This window comes from Enterobacter sp. PL1, from assembly GCF_945957325.1.
Lineage (GTDB): Bacteria > Pseudomonadota > Gammaproteobacteria > Enterobacterales > Enterobacteriaceae > Enterobacter > Enterobacter roggenkampii.
In genome coordinates this window covers 55,726-72,687 of the sequence record NZ_CAMFKT010000008.1, presented here as the reverse complement: position 1 = coordinate 72,687, position 16,962 = coordinate 55,726, and the positions used below count along the sequence as shown (strand labels likewise).

General features: G+C 58.7%; 10 protein-coding genes. 4 read left to right on the top strand and 6 right to left on the bottom strand.

The window, feature by feature from the left end; all coding sequences use genetic code 11:
- Positions 1 to 11: 11 nt before the first annotated feature.
- The 6 genes from N6P30_RS09415 to N6P30_RS09390 form a co-directional block, all read right to left on the bottom strand.
- Positions 12 to 887, bottom strand: a complete 876-nt coding sequence (locus tag N6P30_RS09415) for a 4Fe-4S binding protein (protein ID WP_023294312.1) — start codon at positions 885 to 887, stop codon at positions 12 to 14.
- Complete coding sequence (locus N6P30_RS09410) at positions 887 to 1,675, bottom strand: dimethyl sulfoxide reductase anchor subunit family protein (RefSeq protein ID WP_023294313.1); 789 nt, start codon at positions 1,673 to 1,675, stop codon at positions 887 to 889. The genes N6P30_RS09415 and N6P30_RS09410 overlap by 1 nt, the downstream gene beginning before the upstream one ends.
- Positions 1,668 to 2,297, bottom strand: coding sequence for a DMSO/selenate family reductase complex B subunit (locus N6P30_RS09405; RefSeq protein ID WP_003860631.1), 630 nt, complete (start codon positions 2,295 to 2,297; stop codon positions 1,668 to 1,670). The genes N6P30_RS09410 and N6P30_RS09405 overlap by 8 nt, the downstream gene beginning before the upstream one ends.
- On the bottom strand, positions 2,294 to 4,672 hold the full coding sequence (locus N6P30_RS09400) for a DMSO/selenate family reductase complex A subunit (RefSeq protein WP_023294314.1): 2,379 nt from the start codon (positions 4,670 to 4,672) through the stop codon (positions 2,294 to 2,296). Before N6P30_RS09400 ends, N6P30_RS09405 begins: the two co-directional genes overlap by 4 nt.
- 86 nt (positions 4,673 to 4,758) lie before the next feature.
- Complete coding sequence (gene pbpC, locus N6P30_RS09395) at positions 4,759 to 7,086, bottom strand: peptidoglycan glycosyltransferase PbpC (protein ID WP_058673581.1); 2,328 nt, start codon at positions 7,084 to 7,086, stop codon at positions 4,759 to 4,761.
- Position 7,087: 1 nt separating this feature from the next.
- A complete protein-coding gene (locus tag N6P30_RS09390; protein WP_023294316.1) occupies positions 7,088 to 12,040 on the bottom strand; it encodes an alpha-2-macroglobulin family protein in 4,953 nt (1,650 codons plus the stop codon).
- Positions 12,041 to 12,328: 288 nt separating this feature from the next.
- On the opposite strand from N6P30_RS09390, the gene N6P30_RS09385 reads away from it, so the two are divergent.
- The 4 genes from N6P30_RS09385 to N6P30_RS09370 all read left to right on the top strand — a co-directional run bounded on the left by N6P30_RS09385 (position 12,329) and on the right by N6P30_RS09370 (position 16,959).
- Positions 12,329 to 13,873, top strand: coding sequence for a PTS transporter subunit EIIC (locus N6P30_RS09385; RefSeq protein ID WP_008502147.1), 1,545 nt, complete (start codon positions 12,329 to 12,331; stop codon positions 13,871 to 13,873).
- A 12-nt stretch (positions 13,874 to 13,885) separates the two neighbouring features.
- Positions 13,886 to 15,253, top strand: coding sequence for a 6-phospho-alpha-glucosidase (locus N6P30_RS09380; protein ID WP_008502148.1), 1,368 nt, complete (start codon positions 13,886 to 13,888; stop codon positions 15,251 to 15,253).
- A 90-nt stretch (positions 15,254 to 15,343) separates the two neighbouring features.
- Positions 15,344 to 16,189: a 3-mercaptopyruvate sulfurtransferase gene (sseA, locus tag N6P30_RS09375; protein WP_023294317.1), complete on the top strand. Its 846-nt coding sequence runs from the start codon at positions 15,344 to 15,346 to the stop codon at positions 16,187 to 16,189.
- On the top strand, positions 16,189 to 16,959 hold the full coding sequence (locus N6P30_RS09370) for a MurR/RpiR family transcriptional regulator (protein WP_008502150.1): 771 nt from the start codon (positions 16,189 to 16,191) through the stop codon (positions 16,957 to 16,959). Before sseA ends, N6P30_RS09370 begins: the two co-directional genes overlap by 1 nt.
- Positions 16,960 to 16,962 lie beyond the last annotated feature (3 nt).

Below are 16,962 nucleotides of genomic sequence, written 5' to 3'. Positions count from 1 at the left end.
TGAGACGAAGATTAGCAACAGTCCGGGTTTCGCATATCGTGTTGATGGTGAAAACAGAGCGGACACTGCTTTTCATCAGGCGTAAATGACCAGAAATGACGGTGGCACGTCAGGCAAACGGCTTCATATGCCAGTATGGCCACGTTTTTCGCTGTTCCTTCTGTTTGCGTCACTTTTATCGCCGCATGCTGGCATACCGCTTCGCAGCCGCCGCAACCGGTACAACGTCCGGTTTCGACGATCAGTTCAGCGTTCTCAAACCGAATCGCGTTTTCCGTACAACTCCGCCAGCACGCGCCGCACAATACGCACGTTCCGGTGTCGAGATCTATCTCTGCCTCACTAACCCCAGAAAACGCTCTACGCAGTTCACGCTGACCGGGCACGACGCTACAGGTCCGGACATCCTCACGGGGAACGTGCATCAGCGCACGGCGGGCGATATTAACCTCGTTGAGGGGGAAAAGTTTAAACGCCCATGCCGCTTCACCGCGTCGACGAAGCACAAGATTAAGCCGGGCAATCGCCAGCAGCCAGTCAGGATACTGCTCCACGTCGATACTGATAAAACGAACATGGTGCTGTGCATGCCAGAGCAGCAGTTCATTCACATCCGGCGCACGTTCAATAAAAGGCCCGACAAGCGTATCGCCACACAAAAAACGTTTTCGCGGCGTGATGCCGGTGATGGCCTCAGTGGGGCAAACAAACAGGCAGTCACCGCATTCAATACAGCGGTTCTCATCAACCGAGATATCTGCGTCCGTAAAAGAAAAAGCCTGCACGGGACAAACGTCAGCGCAGGCGCAACAGGAAGCATGGCGAAAACGGCGACGGACGCACGCATGCGTCACGTCCATCGCCGGGCCAAACGTCAATCTGCCCATCAGCCAATACTGAAGAAAACGAAGCGCAGCATCAGCTCACCCGCAATCAGCAAGGCGCTGCCCAGCAGCATCGTGCCTCGCGCCGCTTTTAACCCGCCCGCAGCAAAGCACAGCATACCCACGACAGACACACACCAGCTCAGCAGATGCACGGTGCGCAGTTGTTGCAGCATCTGTAACGGCGCATGAGGGAACGTCACCACGGTGTTGTCCATAGCCGAGATGTCGGCCAGCCAGACGGGCTGCATCACCAGACGCACAAGCACCAGCAGCGTGATAATGACCACCGCCGCACGCAGAGTAGCCCGGGAACGCATCCCAACCGCCATGCAGGCTGAACCAATAATGCCCACCGAGCCGATAAACAGCACCAGCGTGTTGATATGCTGCCACGTCACCACGGACGCATGCATGTAGATCTGCGCCATGCAGAACACATCCACCAGCCCGACAAGGCCCGCCGCCGCCAGAAGCAGATTCCAGCCTGGCTTTTTGGCGAACATCAGCAGCGTCGCGAGACCCAGCGCCGCCAGGTAAAGGCTGGCAAAGATAATCTCACGGCTCAGCCAGGAGCTGGAGACATGGCGCAGCGCGTTGAGAGCATTGAGCGGATAGCCCATGTGCAGCGCCGAGGCGAGCAACCCGAGGCTTGCGAGCACAAACGCCCCGGCAGCAGGCAGAAGCGCGCTGCGCTGCGAAGCATGCGCCCCCCCGAACGCCAGCCAGAGCGTCACGCCTACCGAGCCCTGCAGGAACAGCGTAAAAATCAGCAGCGGTAACTCATGCATGGCGTTTGCCCTCTTTCTCTGCACCCTGATGCGCTTTGATCACCAGATTCGGTTTTGTGATGGAAGAATCAGGCAAGCCTTTCACGTCACAGACCGCACCATACTTCGCCCGCAGTTCATCAATCGGCCCGAATTTAATCGCTTCGAGTGGACAGGTTGCCACACAGACGGGCTGCTCCCCCTTCGCCTGGAGATCCACGCAGAAATCGCATTTTGACATTTGCCCGGTCTGCTCGTTGAGCTGTGGCGCGCCGTAAGGGCATGACCACGCACAGTAGCCGCAGCCGACGCACTTATCTGTATCAACGCGCACAATGCCGTCTCCCGGACGCTTGTGCATCGCCGTGGTCGGACAGTTTTTAGTGCAGATGGGGTCTGCACAGTGGTTACAGGAAATAGAGAGCGTGTAGGCAAACACATTGTTGCTGACGCCGCCCTGCCCGGTGGGGATGAAATTCCCGCCGTTGACTTCGTACACGCGACGGAAACGACGTCCGACCTCAAGGTTGTTTTTATCTTTGCATGCCACCTGGCAGGCTTTACACCCTGAGCAGCGTGAAGAGTCGATATAAAAGCCCAGCTGTTTGTCGCTCACCGGCGCGTAGTGTTTAAACTGACTCATGCTTTTGCCACCTCCACCAGCATGGTTTGATGTGAATTCCCTTTCGCAAGCGCGGTAATACGAGCCGAACTGAGCACGTTCGCGCAGCCGCCTTTATCAATGCCCTTCTCATCCGGCTGCCACCAGGCACCTGCCTGCATGGCTACCACCCCAGGAATGATGCGCGGCGTAACCTCCGCCGGGATCTCACAAATGCCGCGTGCGTTATGGATACGCACGGTATCTCCCTGCGTAATGCCGCGCTTCTGCGCGTCCCGAGGGTTAATCCACAGTTTCTGCTGCTGTGCTTCAATTAACCACGGGTTGGCGTACTGGGTAGAGTTGGCGCGGTTTTTCCCTTTCCAGGTGATCAGCTGCAGCGGGAAGGTTTTCGCCAGTTCGTCTTCCGGCCCTTCATGGGCAGGCACGTAGTGCGACAGCGCCGGAATCTCCGGGTGCTGCATGTCGTATAGACGCTTCGAGAAGATCTCAATTTTCCCGGACGGCGTCGGGAACGGATGATTTTGCGGGTCGCGAATGTTGTCTTCAAAGGCGACAAACGGCGCGCTTTTGAAGAGATGCTGACGCGTCTTTTGCAGCGTCGCGAAGTCTGGCAGGTTTTCCTCCGGCATCGACAGCTTTGTCTGCTCCCAGATGTGCTCAATCCACGCCTTTTCGTCACGCCCTTCGCTGAATGCCGGTTCGACACCAAGCTTAGCAGCGACCTCCCGCAGCCAGTCGTAGTCTGAACGGCGCTCAAATTCAGGCTCAATCAGCTTTTCGGACAGGATCAGATAGCTTGCGGTACCCCAGGTTTCGCCGATATTCCAGCGTTCCATAAAGCTGGTTTCCGGCAGGAGAAGATCGGCGTATCGGGCGCTCGGCGTCATAAACAGATCGCTCGCGACGATAAACTGGATTTTCGACTCGTCTTCCAGCACGCGGGTTGCCTGATGAAGATCCGGGTTCTGGTTAGCCAGATAATTGCCCGCCAGCGAGAAGAGGATGCGGATATTGCTGTCCAGCTTTTCGGCATCCTTCAGGCCGACTTCCGCCGTTACCTTAGAGGCATCGTCGGCGGCCTGCACCCAGTTCATCACCGATATTTTGGCTTTCACCGGGTTATCCGGCATCTCCGGGCCTGCGGCAAATTTACGGTTAGCACAGCCGCCGTAGCCAGCCGCCCAGCCGCCTTTCACCCCAACGTTACCCGTTAGCGTGGCCAGTAACGTCGAGCCGCGCGCGGTGCGCTCGCCGCAGTTATGGCGCTGCGGTCCCCAGCCCTGGATCAGCGCGGCGGGTTTGGTGGTTGCGTAGTCGCGCGCCAGCTGACGAATGGTTTGCGCAGGCACGTGGGTGATCTTCTCTGCCCACTCAGGCGTTTTTGCTACGCCATCTTTTGCCCCGTTCAGGTAAGCCATCAGGGATTCATTGGCCGGAACGCCTTCCGGCATAGCGTCTTCATCAAAGCCCAGGGTATAGCGCTGAATAAAGTCGCGATCGTGCAAGTTCTCCGTGACGATCACGTACATCATGGCGTCCATCAGGGCGTTATCGGTTGTTGGCAGCAGCGGGACCCACTGGTCGGCAAGGGAGGACACCGTATCTGAATAGCGCGGATCGACAACGATGAAGCGGGTGCCGTTTTGCTTCATCTTCTGGAAGAAGTAGTTGCTGTGACCAAAAATCGTTTCCGTCGGGTTATGCCCCCAGAGGATGACCAGTTTGGTGTCCAGTAACGTGTCCAGCGAGCTGCCGCTGGCGGCGGTACCGTAGGTATAGGGCGTTGCCGCTGCGGTGTTGCCCATACTGACCGAGTGATAGCTTTCGAGATAGCCGCCGGTTAAGTTGAGGAGACGACGAACCATTTTATCGCCGGAGAACGTTCCTCCCGAAACTGCGGTGCCAACATGCACATAGCGCGAAGCAGCACCGTATTTTTGCGTAATGGTTTTTAATTGATTCGCAATAAGCGTTGTGGCTTCATCCCAGGTAATACGTTCGAATTTTCCTTCGCCACGTTTACCCACGCGTTTCATTGGATATTTAAGCCGATCGGGATGATAAACAAATTTCCGATACGCGCGTCCACGAACGCAGGCGCGCATCACCGGCATTTGAGGATCCAGTTCATTATCCGGACGCGTAGAGATGCGTGTGACCACGCCGTCGCTGACGTGCGCCCGAATATCGCATTTCCCGCCACAGTCAAAAGTGCTGCAGGTTTGAATGACTTTTTCTTCGGGTTCGTTCACTGCCGCAGGCATTGTCGCCGCCTGCGCTTTTCCGCCTTTTACCACAAACGGCAGAGCGGCAAGCGCGGACCCGGCCTGAATAAAGTGACGCCGGGAGAGAGCGGGATTAAGACTCTCTCTCAGTTTCTTATTTTTTTTCATTGCTCGTTCCTTCAAATAAAAACGCATTCTCGTTTTTTTGCAGAACCGAACATTGATAATTATCAAGCTAACCCTTCTGGATTATTTTAATAAGCCATTTCGAAATTCACCGTCGCTATTTGGCCGGTTTCATCCATTACCATTAATTGATATTCACCCGGCAAATATAATTTCAGTGAATATTTATATTCATGCCCCTCTAAAGGCTCGCCATTTAAAAACCACCATCGCTGCCCTTCTCCACCGCTGGTTGAGAGAGAAAGCGTTATAGTTGTCTCACCCGGAAGACGCTTGATGACGGCTCCCTCTCTGACCCCTGACAGCATAAGCGGCGCGATATTGCTGTTATCCAGAGGCGGACAAACTGTTGATGCTGCCGGGAGACGCGCCGCTCTTTTTTCCGCAGCGGGCAGCCACGGCTCCAGCGGCAGCGGCCAGACATCCAGGACTTTTTCAGTAGCATCCGGGCAATCTGCGGCCACGCGTTTGCCGGTTTTATCCAGCCAGACCGGGAAACGAATGCCGCGTATGCCCTCCTGTTCAGGGAGAAGCAGCGTGGGCGGCTCACTCCCTTCCAGCAGCCAGGTCGACAGGCGACGTCGACAGTTTTCACTGCCTTCCGGTAGCGACTGGCCGCCCGGCCAGCAGATCACGCCCCGCCCGACGCTCTCCGGACGCGGATCGCGCGGCAGGCGGGCTTCGTCTACCGTTGAACGTGACTGAAGCAGATTATTGACCTGGTTTAACAGCGGAACCGCGCTGGCAAACCCAAACTGTCCCGCCACGGGCGTGCCGTCCGGTCGTCCGGTCCAGATGCCTATCACATAACGGGCATTCAGACCGATGGCCCAGGCATCACGGTACCCGTAGCTGGTGCCGGTTTTCCACGCCAGCGGCGCAACCTGCGGTAGCGCATTATCCGGCAGCGGCTGCGCTTCATTGGCCAGAATACGGCGAATAATCCACGCCGAGCCTGGCGATAACAGCGGGCGTTCAGTCAGCGGATCGCCCGGCTGTAACCGCAGCCTTCCCGCCTTACCGTGTCGGGCAAAGGCGCTATAGGCCGCAGTGATATCTGCCAGCCGCGCGCCCGCCCCGCCGAGGATCAGAGACAGATTCGGCTGCGCCCCCGCAGGCAAGATCAGCGGCAAGCCTGCGTTGCTCAGCATCCCGGCAAATCGTTTTGGTCCGTAGGCTTCCAGCACCTGAACGGCCGGCAGGTTGAGGGAGCGGACCAGCGCTTCACTCATGCTGACCGGCCCATGGAACCCGCTGTCAAAATTCCCGGGCCGATAATCACCGGTTTTTCTGGGAACGTCCTGAAGCAGCGAGGCGGGATGGATCAGGCCATCGTCCAGCGCCATGCCGTAGATAAAGGGTTTTAGCACCGATCCCGGCGATCGGATCGCATTGACCATATCCACATGGCTAAAACGCGTGTCATCGTTGATATCCACCGACCCAACCCAACCGCGTACTTTCATATCGGTATGATCGACCACGATCATCGCCAGCGAGCTGCGGGCCGGCAGACGCGATTTCCAGTTCATCGCCAGCTCTTCCAGCTGCCGCTGCAGTCCGGCATCCAGCGTGGTGACAATTTTCGTGTCGCGACTTTTGCCGAGCATCATCCGAGCAAAGAGCGGCGCCAGCTGCGGCATCTGCCGGGGCGCCAGCCATACTGATTCTTCACGGGACTCTTTGACCTGCTTTGCGGACCAGACGCCCTGCGTCGCCATGCGGTCGAGCACTTTATTGCGCGCCGCTTCGGCCCGTTCAGGCCAGCGGTCCGGACGTAATCGACTCGGCGCCTGCGGCAGCACCGCCAGCAGCGCCGCGTCGGAATAGCTGAGCTGCGACGGCGGCTTGCCCAGATACGTCCAGCTTGCCGCTCCCACGCCCTGCAGCGTACCGCCAAAAGGGGCGCGATTGAGATAGAGCGTCAGGATTTCGCGTTTGGAAAGATGCCACTCCAGCTGCATGGCACGCCAGAGCTGGCGAATTTTGCCGCCAAAGGTGCGCGGATGCGGGTCCAGCAGTCGCGCGACCTGCATGGTGAGCGTGCTTCCGCCAGAGATGACTTTCCCGGAACTGAGATCCTGCCAGGCGGCGCGCAGGACAGAGAGCGGGTTTACGCCGGGGTGATCCCAGAACCAGCGATCTTCGTACTGGATCAGCGCCTCAAGATAACGGGGAGAGACCTCTTCGATCGTCACCGGATAGCGCCAGATCCCGTCGCTATCGGCAAAACGCCAGAGCGGCGTGCCCTTCTCATCCACCACCACCCGGGCAGGGTTAACCTCTTTCAGCGGCAACGGCCACAGGCGGTCGGCGGCGACAATCAGCCCCCCTAAAACGAGAAGCGCTCCCGCCAGCCATAGCCAGCGGGAGCGTGTCAGACGTGCCATTCGCATATTACGGAACAACAATCAGCGGGCCGCTGGCCGCACCCGTTGCCCGCCACTGCGGCACATACATAGACTCGACCATCGGAACCGGCACCTGGTAGGTTCCCGGCGTCACGGCGCGCGCCAGATAAACCAGCGTGACCGGCTGACCTTCATTTACCGGCACGGCCGCCACAAAGCGGTCGTCGCGGAATTCCATATGCTGAATGTCCGCCTGCTGCATCTGGCTGAGCAGGTTCTGCACCTCACTGCCGCTGTCCTGCAGGCTGGCGCTGCTGCTTGCCAGGTTCTGGTTTTCCAGCTCCAGCCCCGCAGGCAGGAGATCTACCACCAGCGCGTCCGGCACGTTCTGGCTGGCTTTAACTTCCAGCCACACCAGCACCAGCTCGCCGCTCTTCAGCGAAGAGAGTGATTTCGTACTGCCGTCGGTTGCCAGGATATGACGTTCGACCTGCAACACGTTCGAGCTCGGCTGAGGGGCATATTCCGGATAACCGGTGCTGTCCAAACGTACCCAGAGCGGTGTCGTTCCGGTATTGGTGACCTGCAGCGCGCCAAGCTGGTCGCCGCTCACGTTTTGTACCTGCGCTTTATCGCCGCCTGATGCGGAATCTGACAGGGAGGTTTTCGCCTGCCATGCGCCGGACAGAGTTTGCAGCGAACGTCCGGCCAGGAACAGCGCGTTGCTCTCCTGAGTGGACAACCAGCGCTGGCTGAAGGCCTGTTCAGAAAGAGCATTCAGCAGCGTATTTTGCGCATCCGGCAGCAGTTTGTACTCCTCCAGCAGGGAGAGCATCAGCGCGTTATCGCGAAGCTGGCTACCGTAATCGGCCATCCAGGTTTTGCTGTCGTTGCGCGGCGTTTTGAGCGCCAGATCCAGCGCCTGCTGGCTGCGCGGGGCATCGCCCATCAGCCTGAGCGCCATGCCCAGCTGCATCAGCGGCAGGCCGGACGCCGCCTGAGCGTGACGATCCCAGATTTCACGCAGCGCGCCCAGCGGCGCTTTTTGCTGACGAGCCAGCACCAGCGCGGCATAGGCCTGAACGGCAAATTTACTGGCCTGAGTATCATCGCTGTAGCGGATGGACATCATGCCCGGGTCCTGCAGGTAGCGCAGCAGACGGCTATTGGCGTTATTTACCGCATCGGCAGGCACGCTATAGCCCTGCTCGCCCGCCCGCACCAGGAAGTCGGTCACATAAGCCGTCAGCCAGTACTCTTCCGGACCGTTTTTATCCCACAGCGCAAAACCACCGTCTTCACGCTGCATCTGCAGCAGACGGGAAATACCGATATCAATGGCGGCACGGCGTTTATCGTCCGTATCACCTTTGATGCCAAGCGCCGTCAGCTGCGCCGCGTTGGTGTAGAGCGACGGGAACAGGCCGCTGGTGGTCTGCTCCAGACAGCCATACGGATAGGCCTGCAGTTCGCGAATATAGCGCGCCAGGTTGAGCGGTGGTTTGCCGCTCAGCAGCAGCTGCCCCTGCAGGGTGGCAGGAGAGAAACCGTTACTGTGCTGCGCCGGTGCGGTCCAGGACTCGCCAGGGTTGAGCATGGCACCGGTATTCACCGTCTGTGCCGGGAATGCCGGACGCACGCCGATTTTCCAGCTCTTCTGCTGTGGTGCAAAGGTCTCGCCCGGAAGCTGCAGGCCGGTAACCTGTGCTGTTACCTCTCCGTCACCATACCCCTCCAGCGCACGCACCGGAATAAACAGGGTGGTCCGCGCCCCCGGAGGCAGCTGCACCGGCTGCGGCTGTCCACCTTCCAGCGACAGTTTGCCTGTCGCGGTCAGGGCAACGTTCATCGTTTGCGGCTGGTCGGTCAGGTTGGTGAGATCCAGCGTCAGGCGTGAGGTGTCTCCACTTGCCAGGAAGCGCGGCGTGTTGAGCTCGGTAATAACCGGCGCGGCCACCACAACCTTGCTTTCGCTGCTGCCGAAATCGTCTTCTGTCCAGGCCTGCGCCATCAGACGCAGTTCGCCGTTGAAATCACCAATCGGCAGCGTAATCGTGCCTTCCCCGTTGGCATCCAGCGTAACCGGCTGTGCCTGCTGGGCAATGATGGTGACGTGGTTCACCGGCGGTTTGCCGCCGCGCTTCAGTTCATCCCCATCGCCACCGAAGCGCAGCGCGGCCAGACGGCCCTGCCCTTCAATGACCTGGCCGTATATATCGTAGATATCCGCGCCGTAGCGTTTCTGGCCAAAGAAAGCCTGCCACGGATCCGGCGTGACGTAATCGGTAATGTTCAGCACGCCGCTGTCCACCGCCGAGACCAGCACGTTCACCTTCTGCGGCACGGCCCCCTCTTTCACGCTGGCTTTCACCTTCACCGAGAGCGTCTGGTTTGGACGCATTTTCTGCGGGTTATCGAGCGCAATATTCAGACGGCGATTTTCATCGCCCATCGGCAGATGCAGCAGACCGACCGCACGTTTCGGCGTGGCGGATTTGGATTTATCGCCCGGACGTACCACCAGCGTACTCAGGTAGAGGTCGTGACGCTTCCAGGCCTTGTCGACCGGGATAGCGAGATCCAGTCCGTTTTCCGGTACGTCGATCTCTTTCCACCACAGCGGCCCTTCGCTGGACTCGATCATCGCATAGCCCTTGCCTGCGGCCGGCGCGGCGATGTGCAGATTGATGGTGTCGCCTGGCTGATAGGCTGGCTTATCCAGTTTCAGCGTCACGCGGTCAGGGCGCGCGGCCCCAGTGCCATCGCTGTTATCCTGCCAGCTGTAGCCTGCCCAGAAGCGCACGCTGCTGACCATTTCATCAGGCGCTTTGACTTCCAGACGATAAGAGCCCCACTCTACCGGGAAGGTGACTTTACCCGTTTCATCGGCCTTAAGCGTCAGCTCCTGCTCACCTTCGACGAGGTCTTTCTGATCGAACTGAGACTGCCAGCCTTCGCTCTCAGACCAGTTCCAGAAGTAGTCCCGACGCTCGCGAATCAGACGAACCTGTAACCCGGAAACGGCCTTTTTCGCGCCGCTGGCATCGGCATACACGATGTCGAAACTGGCGTTGCCGTTCTCATCAACAATCGGCTGGTTGACGGTCGTATCGGTGCGGTAGTCGTAAACGGCTTTACTGGCGAACTGAGGGCGAATACCCGGCAGCTCAGCCGCCGGCCAGATAGCCTGCTCAGCGCGACGCGTTACCGGACGACCGCCCGACTCCAGCAGGCTGGCCTGCAGGATCAGCTGCAGCGGAGAGTGCACGTCTTTCCACTGGCTTTCGGTAGAAACCTGCCCACGCCCCTGCTCGTCCAGCGTAAGCTGAACTTCATCCAGGCTGCGGCTCAGGTTCTCTTCGGCGATATCACCAAACTGGAAGCCCGGCAGCGCGGCCACCGCGTCACGCAGCGGACGCAGGAAGAGCTGGCCCTGCAGAGAGTTACCGTTGGCCGGTGCGCCATACAGGTAATAGCCGACCACGTTAAAGTCGACGTTATCCTGCGGTGAAACCGGCGTTTTTTGTCCGCTCAGGTTGAGCGCCATGCGCTCTGGCATGAAGTCTTCGACGTGGAAGTCCCACAGGCGCTGCAGGTTATCGCCCGTGTTGGCGCGAATATGCCACATGCCGGTCTGCGCCCCGCTGTCCAGCGGGTAGTTGAATCGGTAGAGACCGTTTTCAGGCTGAACAACGATCGAGCGAGCCACCTGACCGTCAGGGCGCAGCACGTCAAGCTTCACGGGCTGATCGGGAAGCGGCTTACCGTCACTGTCGCGCAGCAGGCCGTTGAGGATCACCGTTTCGCCCGGGCGATAGAGATCGCGTGGGCCAAACATGAAGAATTGCTTGCTGTAGCCCGGGCTCCCGGCAATATCAAACTCCGCCAGATCAAGAGCCGGTAGCTTGAGGTCAAGCAGCGTGGTCTGGCCGTCTTTACTCGCCAGAATCAGGGCAGCCTCTTTGTCGGTCTCAAGCTTTGCGTGGCCATCGCCGTCGCTGTTCGCTTCGGCAAGGGTCTGCCCTTTGTCATTCAGCAGGGTGACGGTGACGCCAGACTGCGCCGCACCGTTCTCCAGACTCTGGGTGAAGATGTCCAGGCGGTTATGATAACGGTGAGCGGACAGGCCAATATCGCTTAAGGTAAAGAGCGTTGCGGCGTTGCTGTAGTTATAGTGCCCGGCCTGGTTCATGACCGCGATGTAAACCCCAGACTGCTGGAGCGGTTTAATATCCTTCAGGGGCAACAGCAATTTTTCGCGCGTGTTGCGCGCCGGATTAAGATCGAAGCGACCGGTGTAAACCAGCTCCGCCATCTTTAGCAGGTTGTCGGACTCCCAGTTGGTGAGGGAGTTGCGGTATTCCCACTGGCTGACAAAAGAGGCCAGCGATTCCGGCTTCACGCGGTAGAAGTTCACGTCAACATTGTTGACGTTAAGCGCCATCACCGGCAACCCTTCCACCACCTTGCCCGGCAGCAGCGAGCCGCGGCTGGCAAACCCGACGGTAGGCTCGACGTCCCGGGTGGTGAGGGCTTTTTCATAATCAATGCCGAACGTCGCCTTGTTCAGCGCCTGCAGGCCCCGTTCAACGGTGACGACCAGGTTGCGGTTGGGCTCCAGATGACGCAGGCGAAGCTCTTTCAGGTTAGGCGCAAGTTCCCACGCTCCGTCAACTTTGCCGCTTTTTTTGTCCACGACATGCACGGTTTTCGCGAAATCCTGCTCGGGATTCAGCGGAACCGAGAATGTCAGCACCAGCGTGGCGGCACCGTCGAGCTGAACTTCAGAAGCATCCAGCAGGGTCAGCGCTTTTCCCTGACTCTGGGTGGCAAGCTTAGCCAGCGTTTCAGCGGTGGGTTTTTCCGCGGCTTTCGGTGTGGATGCGGTGGATGCCGCGGGAGCCGCAGCCTGAGATTTATCGTCGCTGTTATCACAGCCGACAAGCGTAAACGTGGTAAGCAGCGCAAGAGAGAGCGCGGCTAAGCGAAACGGTTTCATCCTTTGTCCCTGGCCCAGAGGGGGCCTGTTGGTCGTCGTCCGGATAAGTATTATCCGCAAGTTTCATTAATTCAAAAAGTCCAATTTTAGAATCTGGAAAACGCCTCGCAGAATGGCATCACGCCGCTACGCCGTGATGGAACCGCGATCACAGCGCATAACGTCACATGTTACCTTTCACGTCATTTGTTTTTAAAACAAGAGGATAGCTGGATAAGCGTCCCTGAAGGCTGCTAGTTTTATGACCATGACGCACCCCGAGTGCGCGGTTCAAAAAGAGAGAAAGCCATGAAACGAGCCGTGAACGCCCTACAAAATTTCGGAAAATCATTGTACGGACCGGTGCTTATCTTACCGATCGTCGGTCTGTTTATCGCCTTTGGTAACGTGCTGGGTAACGGTAATCTCGCCGAGTACCTGCCGTTTCTCGGTCATCCGCTGATTCAGCATCTTGGTCAGTTGATCGCAAAATCTGCCGTGTCGGTGCTGGTTAACCTGGCGCTGGTGTTTGCCGTCGGTATTCCGATTGGCCTGGCAACGCGCGATAAAGGATATGCCGCGCTGATTGGCCTGGTCACCTTTGTCGTGTTCATCAACGCCATGAACGTCACGCTGCAGCTGCAGGGCGCACTGGCGCCAGCGGCGCAGATGAAAGCGGCCGGACAGACGATGGTACTGGGCGTGCAGGTGCTGGAGATGGGGGTCTTTGCCGGGATACTGACCGGAGCGCTTTCCGGCTATCTGTACAACAAATATTCCGGCGTACAGTTTAACGGCGCGATGGCGATTTACTCCGGCCACTGTTTTGTCGCCATCGTCATGCTCCCCGTCTCCATGCTGCTCGGCGTGGTGATGAGTGAGCTTTGGCCCTTTGCCCAGCATGGCATTAGCGCCCTGGCGCTGGCCATCAAAGGCTCCGGGCCGTTTGGCGTGGCCATCTACGGTTTCCTGGAACGCATTCTGGTCCCCACCGGCCTGCACCATCTGGTTTATACGCCGTTCCTCTATACCGAGCTGGGCGGCACGCAGGAGGTATGCGGCGCAACCTATCAGGGCGCGCGCAATATCTACTTTGCCGAGATGGCCTGCCCGGACGTGAAGCAGCTCAGCAGCACCGTGGTGTGGGACGCCCGCGGCATCAGCAAAATGTTTGGCCTGCCTGCCGCGGCGCTGGCGATGTATATGACCGCCAGGCCAGAGCGTAAAGCGGCGGCGAAAGCGATTCTGATCCCGGCGGCACTGACTTCGCTGCTGGTCGGCGTGACCGAGCCTATTGAGTTCTCCTTCCTGTTTGTCGCCCCGCTGCTGTTCGTGGTGCATGCGGTGCTGACCGGCATCGGCATGATGCTGTTCTCGCTGCTGGGCGTTCACGCCATCGGCGCCAACGGGATTATCGACTTCATCCTTTACAACCTGCCGCTCGGCACGGCCAAGTCCAACTGGCCGATGTACATCCTGGTCGGGCTGATCATGTTCTCCCTCTACTTTGTGGTTTTCCGCTTCCTGATCCTGCGCTTCAACATGAAAACGCCGGGCCGCGAAGATGAGGACCAGGAGACGCGCCTCTACAGCAAGCAGGAGTACCAGGCGAAGGGCAATAACGACGGTCTGGGCGAGTCTATCGTTGTGGGGCTGGGCGGTCGGGAAAACATTGAAGTGGTGGACAACTGCTACACCCGCTTGCGCGTCACGGTAAAGGACGTCGCCATCATCGACGAGCCGCGCCTGAAGGCGACTGGCGCGAAAGGGATTATCAAACAAGGTAACAACGTTCAGGTGGTTTACGGGCTGCATGTCAAAAAAATGCGAGAAGCCGTTGAGACGTTTCTCTGAAAGGAGCTAAAGATGTTAACACCCCCATTCATTCTGTCGATTGCCGGCGGCGGCAGCACCTACACGCCGGGCATTGTGAAAAGCCTGATGGTGCGCCTGCAGGATTTCCCGCTGGCCGAAATTCGCCTGTACGATATCGACGAGGCGCGCCAGAACACCATTGCGCCGGTCGTCGAGAAGGTCATTCGCGACCACAGTCAGCGCATCACATTTACCGTCACCAGCGACCCGGAAGTGGCCTTTAGCGGCGCGCATTTTGTCTTCGCCCAGATGCGCGTCGGCCAGTACAAAATGCGTGAACAGGATGAGAAGATCCCGCTGCGTCACGGCGTGGTGGGCCAGGAAACCTGCGGCCCCGGCGGGCTGGCCTACGGCCTGCGCACGATCCTGCCGATGGTGGAGCTTATCGATCTGGTCGATCGCTACGCGCATGAGAAAGCCTGGATCGTGAACTACTCCAACCCGGCGGCGATCGTCGCGGAAGGCGTGCGCCGCCTGCGCCCGAACGCAAGGGTGCTGAACATCTGCGATATGCCGGTTGCCGCGATGCGCAATATGGGCGCCATTCTGGGCGTGGATCGTCATAAACTGGAAGTGGACTACTTCGGCCTGAACCACTTCGGCTGGTTTACCCGCGTGCTGGTGGACGGCGAAGACAAGCTCCCGGCGCTGCGTAAGCATATCGCGAAGTTTGGCCTGCTGACGGAAGATGCGGCTAAAACCGACCCGCAGCACTCGGATCCGTCGTGGGTGAAAACCTGGCGCAATATCAAGCCGATCATGGACAACTTCCCCGAGTATCTGCCGAACCCGTATCTGCAGTATTACCTGATGCCGAACCAGATTGTGGCGCATCAGAACCCGGACTATACCCGCGCCAACGAAGTGATGAACGGGCGCGAGAAAAAGCTGTTCGCCGCCGCCGAAGAATATCAACGCACCGGAATTTTACCGGATGCCTTCCACGTGGGCGTCCACGGTGAATTTATCGTTGACGTCGCCTGTTCGCTGGCGTTCAACCTGCGAAGCCGCCATCTGGTGATGGTGGAAAACCGCGGGGCGATTACCAACCTGCCGTACGATGCGGTGGTGGAAGTTCCCGCTTATATCACCGCCGAAGGCCCGGAACCGATTCGCGTCGGCCAGGTGCCGCTGTTCCATCAGACCCTTTTGCAACAGCAGCTCGCGTCTGAACAGCTGCTGGTGGAGGCGACTATCGAAGGCAGCTATGAAAAAGCGTTGCAGGCATTTACCCTGAACCGCACCGTGCCGACCATGGAACATGCAAAAGCGATTCTGGATGAGATGATTGAGGCCAACCGCGACTACTGGCCAGCGCTGCAAAAAGCCTGGCAGGACGGCGAACCGGTGAAAAAATAGGGGCTTGCTCGCGAGTTGAACGTGGTTTGCTTGTCGGTGTCAGAAAAAACACCGACAATCCTTTTTTACGGAAAAGAATGGAGGCAACCCATGTCCACCTCATATTTTGTCGCCGCCGACTGGCTGATTGAGCACGGCGACGATCCGGAAGTTCAGATTATTGACGCGCGTATGGCCCCTCCGGGACAAGAGCATCGTGACGTGCCCGGTGAATACCGTGCCGGGCATCTGCCGGGTGCGGTATTTTTTGATATCGAAGCCCTCTCCGATCATACCTCTCCCCTGCCGCACATGCTGCCGCGCCCGGAAGCGTTTTCCGTGGCGATGCGCGAGCTGGGCGTCAGCAAAGACAAACACCTCGTTGTCTATGATGAAGGTAACCTCTTTTCCGCGCCGCGCGCGTGGTGGATGCTGAAAAACTTCGGCGTGGAAAAAGTCTCGATTCTGGCGGGCGGCCTCGCGGGCTGGAAACGTGACGAGCTGCCGCTTCAGCAGGGTGACGTCACGCTGCCGGAAGGCGAATTCGATGCGACCTTTGACGCCCACGTGGTAAAACGCCTGACCGACGTGCTGGTTGTAAGCCACGAAAAAACGGCCCAAATCGTTGATGCCCGCCCTGCGCCACGCTTCAATGCCGAGGCGGATGAACCGCGTCCGGGACTTAGGCGCGGACATATTCCCGGTGCGCTGAACGTGCCGTGGGGCGACCTGGTGTTTGAGGGCGAGCTGAAAACCACCGACGAGCTGCGCGCCATTTTTGAACGTCAGGGCGTGGATTTGCATCGTCCGATTATCGCCAGCTGCGGTTCCGGCGTAACGGCCTGCGTGGTCATTCTGGCGCTCGCCACGCTCGGCGTAAGCGACGTCACGCTCTACGACGGTGCCTGGAGTGAATGGGGCGCGCGTGACGACCTGCCGGTTGAACCCGCGAAATAATGGATAACCGCCTGGCCACGCTGTTAACGCGCGGGGCGTCATTGACCCGCGCGGAGTATCGCGTCCTCGCCCACCTCACGGAGCATCCGCTGCTGGTGGGCAACATCACGGTTCGCGAGCTGGCAAAGGCGACATTCGTTTCTACCGCCACCATCATGCGGCTGTGCCAGAAGCTGGGGTTCAGCGGCTTCAGCGAGTTTATCTGGCACTGCAAGCAGCTGCTCTCCGACACGCCGCATATTGCCGCTCAGGCGCAGTCGCGCCCTGAACTCCCGGTGTTGTTTAACCAGTTTATCGCCAACTATCAGCACACCTTTCAGTGGGTTACCCAGGACAAACGCCAGCAGTTTTCCGACCTGCTGCGCCAGAAAGAGAGCTTCTTTCTCTACGGGGCCGGGTTTTCTTATCTGTTTGCGGAGTACCTGACCAAGAAGCTACAGGTAATGGGCAAAACGGCGTTTATCTCCGGACCGGGCGACAGCCGGAACATTTTTCTCAGCAATGCCGCCCGCTATCAGGTGTTTATTGCCGTCTCGCGCAGCGGCGAAACGGAGCAGGTGCTGGATAAAGCGCGGATAGCCAAAAACGTCGGCATGACGATCGTCGCGTTTACCCGCGCCTCGGCCAACACGCTGGCGGAGATGGCCGACGTGCACTTTGCGCTCTATGACGAAGCGGTGCACTTTGCCGCCGAAGCCGCAGGGGTGACGTCGTTTGAGTCGAATCTGGTGCTGCTGATGGATTTACTGCTGCTGGAAGCAACGGGGTGATAT